6 protein-coding genes are annotated in these 3,540 nt (G+C 39.0%); all 6 read right to left on the reverse strand.

Annotated elements, in window-relative coordinates:
• A partial coding sequence (locus GQR52_RS20150) for a hypothetical protein (RefSeq protein ID WP_165729594.1) occupies positions 1-698 on the reverse strand: 698 nt, incomplete at its 3' end.
• 47 nt (positions 699-745) lie between these two features.
• Positions 746-1,090 carry an immunity protein YezG family protein gene (locus GQR52_RS20155; RefSeq protein ID WP_165729595.1) on the reverse strand — a complete coding sequence of 115 codons (345 nt, stop codon included), beginning with the start codon at positions 1,088-1,090 and terminating at the stop codon, positions 746-748.
• Between the two features lie 9 nt (positions 1,091-1,099).
• Positions 1,100-1,906: a PoNe immunity protein domain-containing protein gene (locus GQR52_RS20160; protein ID WP_165729596.1), complete on the reverse strand. Its 807-nt coding sequence runs from the start codon at positions 1,904-1,906 to the stop codon at positions 1,100-1,102.
• A gap of 5 nt (positions 1,907-1,911) precedes the next feature.
• Complete coding sequence (locus tag GQR52_RS20165) at positions 1,912-2,658, reverse strand: PoNe immunity protein domain-containing protein (protein ID WP_165729597.1); 747 nt, start codon at positions 2,656-2,658, stop codon at positions 1,912-1,914.
• A gap of 8 nt (positions 2,659-2,666) precedes the next feature.
• Positions 2,667-2,960: a hypothetical protein gene (locus GQR52_RS20170; protein ID WP_165729593.1), complete on the reverse strand. Its 294-nt coding sequence runs from the start codon at positions 2,958-2,960 to the stop codon at positions 2,667-2,669.
• Positions 2,961-3,159: 199 nt separating this feature from the next.
• A complete protein-coding gene (locus GQR52_RS20175) occupies positions 3,160-3,504 on the reverse strand; it encodes an immunity protein YezG family protein (RefSeq protein WP_165729598.1) in 345 nt (114 codons plus the stop codon).
• Positions 3,505-3,540 lie beyond the last annotated feature (36 nt).

A 3,540-nucleotide genomic window follows, 5' to 3' on the forward strand; every position in this document is an offset into this window, starting at 1 on the left:
ACACGCAAAGTTAGTACTTTTATCTCATTTTTATTTTGCGGGTTTACATCTACTCTAATGCCAATTTCGCCCTCGTTAAAATAGGGCGGGGCCTCTTTATCGCACGAAAAACGTGAGCCAAAAATAGTGGGCATATACGCCTCACCAAAGTAATGGGGATTTTTTGGATTAAATGCATACAATTGATTATTTACTTTACTTATATCCCAGTTGCCTTTAATTACAGCCCCATTAACCCAAAGCGTTTGAGTAAATGGCGTTTTAGAGCGGGATTCGTTGGCCTCTCTCTTAATTTTTTTCATTTCTTCACCGTAAGTAACTCTAATATCATCTTCACTAAAGGCTATGGTTTCATTAAACTCGAACTGAAGTTCATCTGCTCTGTGTTTGCCAGTGCTAGAAAAAAGGCCGAGACCTATTTCATCCCAAAAGTAAACGTCGTTTGCTAAGTGAGTGACTCTGTCGTATGGGCCGAGTATTTTAACCCATTCATCAATGCTGGTATTAAAGACAAGTGATTGGTCTTTATAGGTTAAATTGCAGCCATTAACTTGAAAGTCACTTCCTTCAGGAGAGGCCGCTTGTATTTTTTCAGCGGGCGCTAATAATGCAGTAACGGTGCTCACTGTCACTTTATCGCACCCAGCTAGCGTTAAAGCGAGTGATATAAATATAAGTTGCTTAGTTAAAGTAGTCATAAACATCTCTAAAAAGGGTGGTGAAGTTTGATTGTGATTGATCTTATTTATTTATGTATTTCAACAGCAGCGATTGCTTCTTCATCATTATCGCGCTCAAAGTTTAAGTTAAATTGACCTTTACGCGTAATGGTAAAAATAGCACGTTGCCAATCTTCCGCTTCGTTTTTAATAGCGTGGTCAAATAACGTTTTAAATAATTCAGTTATATTTTCAGATACAGCAATTGCATGCTCTGTTTCGTCATCTGCTTTTATAAAGTGGGCTTTACACTCAACCACAGCATTATTCTCGCAATCTAAAATAAGCTGAGCTTCAAGCCATGGCGCATCTATTTGCTGGTAAAGGTACTGACCAAGTTGTTGCGGGATGTTTTTAATGTCAGGCTGCATTGGCTGTCCTTAACGCTCAGGTTTATTACGTATTAAATCATTGGCTAGCATTGGATGTGGCGTAAGTTGTGATTTGGTTATACCAAGTAAGTTTGCCACTAACGCATGCTCTAAACACCAGTAGCCAATGTAATAATCAGTATATTCAAATTCACAATCACATTCATGGTTGCCGTGCCAGTCTGCATCATCAAGTTGGGCATACCACTGAGATATAAATTGGTTTAACTTCTGTGCTTGCGTATTTTTATCAAGACTAAAGGCGTCAAACAAACACTGGTAAACATCAGGGTAATAGAGGGTCTTTGCCATAGGGCGCTGTGAATCACCGAGCTTTACGGCTATAGCATCAAATAATGCATCTTTACCTTGTTCACCAATGACATCAAGCGTTTTATTAATATGCTCAGTGGGCGCGTCGCAGGCAACTAGCAACGACAGCCACCAAAGCGTATAAATATAGCGATTTATATTCGCAGAGCCACACGCCTCGCCGGCGCCGCCAAGTTGCTCAAAATCAACACGGTAAAACTGATGGGGTTGTGGAATGTTATCAGCTACCGACGTGAGCTGTTCACGATAAGGTAAAATAGCGAGTACAAAAGGGCGTAATTCATCAATAGAGGCACCATAAGAATAATGCGCTACAGCACGCATAATCGCTAGTTGAAACAGTCTCTGAGCCACATCAACGCGCTGAGTAGGGGAGGTAAATACAGCGTCGTCGAGTGCGGCTTGTGTTTCAGTTAGCGCTTCATCAAGGTCACTAATAAGTTCGTGAAAATAGTCAGCGTCCTTACGGTTATCACGTAGCATTCATGTCATCCTTTAAAGTGAGCTAAATCTTTAGGGTAATACGGGTGGTCAATAAAACTGCTGTCGTCAATATTATAAAGTTTAACGACTAAAGCCGAACCCCAGCACCAGTAGCCAATGTAAGCATCCGTATCCATTAAATGATAATCAGGGCTTCCTTCGGCTTTATACCATGCATCGAGATATGCTTTCACTAATTCAGGTCGCTGCTCGGGTGACCCTTCAATAACGTTATATAATTTACCAAAACGTTTTTTGAATAACGGTATTGTTGCAGCTTGGCGTTCACTATCTCCCATCGCGATAGCAAGGTTATCGAGTAAAGCATCTTGTCCTTGATTAGCGATAAGCTCTAATGTTTTTAGGTAATAGTCTTCACCCATGGCCAAGCAGTAGGCAAAGGTAAGCCAAATAATTGTGCGTCTTAAATCATCTTCGTGTAACTCCTCCCAATCGATACGATTTTTTTGCTCATTTGCAGGTAAGGCGTCAGCATAGTCTTTTTGCCATTGACGGTATTTAAGTGCTTCAAGTAAGTGAGGTTTGAGCTCAGTTAAATTGTCTCCGCGGGAGTAGCGTTCGTGAAGTAAACGAACTACATAATCAACCAACCCAAAAGATAATTTCATTTTAACTTCTGTAGAAAACTCTTTATTATGCTTAACATCATTTAAGTAATCATCGATAGTTTCTGTACTAAATTCTACTTGTTCATCAAAGTAGGCTTTACTTTTTAATTTATCTCTTAACATTTCTACTCCTAAAACCCTTGGGGTGTCCCAATGATATTACCTAGTTTATTTAGCTCTTTAACTAATAAATTACCGTCAGGTGTATTGCGAATTAGTATCTTTTCAACTGAGCCGTCATTTGTACGTATTGCTTTCAAAATTTTTGCTCGTTCTTTCCTACTTAGCCCTGCTTTTTGTAAGCGTTTATCAGTAACCCAATCATCACTCATTTGCTTGCCGTCTATGGCAAGCTGTGGCAGCAGTAGGTCGTATTGCCAACTTGTTGATATTTCATGAATAGTAAACTGACTATTTAATAGCACTTTTACTCTTTAAGCGCAGCGTCTCTTAACCTCTTTGTGAATAATTCATTTAAAATATTTTTTGCACAAAGAGAAAAGAATGAGAAGTAAATGAGGGCGTTAACCATAAAAAACAGTCATTATGTGAAAGGTTAGGCGCTAATTTTTAGCGCCTAACTCCACAACATCCATGTTGTTAAAGAGTGGGTTAAATTAATATTTAATGTGTTTGAACAGCTGCTATTACTTCTTCATCGTTATTATCGCGCTCAAAGTTTAAGTTAAACTGGCCTTGTCGAGTGATAGTAAAAATAGCGCGTTGCCAATCCTCAACTTCATTTTTAATGGCGTGGTCAAATAACGTTTTGAATAATGCTGTCATATTTTCAGATACAGCAATTGCATGCTGTGTTTCGTCATCTGGTTTAATAAAGTGAGCCTTGCATTCAAGTATATTGTTGTTTTCGCAATCTAAAATAAGATGAGCTTCAATCCACGGAGCATTAATTTGTTGATAAAGGTACTGACCTAGGTGTTGCGGGATGTTTTTAATATTAGGTTGCATTGGCTTTCCTTAGCGTTTAGTTATTGAACAACGACT

The organism is Pseudoalteromonas sp. 31A1, assembly GCF_011378815.1.
GTDB classification, from domain to species: Bacteria; Pseudomonadota; Gammaproteobacteria; order Enterobacterales; family Alteromonadaceae; genus Pseudoalteromonas; species Pseudoalteromonas arctica.

Excerpts from the sequence above, each read along its gene's own strand:
- GQR52_RS20155 (WP_165729595.1), bottom strand. The coding sequence starts at position 1,090 with ATGCAGCCTGACATTAAAAACATCCCGCAACAACTTGGTCAGTACCTT.
- GQR52_RS20160 (WP_165729596.1), bottom strand. The coding sequence starts at position 1,906 with ATGCTACGTGATAACCGTAAGGACGCTGACTATTTTCACGAACTTATT.
- GQR52_RS20165 (WP_165729597.1), bottom strand. The coding sequence starts at position 2,658 with ATGTTAAGAGATAAATTAAAAAGTAAAGCCTACTTTGATGAACAAGTA.
- GQR52_RS20175 (WP_165729598.1), bottom strand. The coding sequence starts at position 3,504 with ATGCAACCTAATATTAAAAACATCCCGCAACACCTAGGTCAGTACCTT.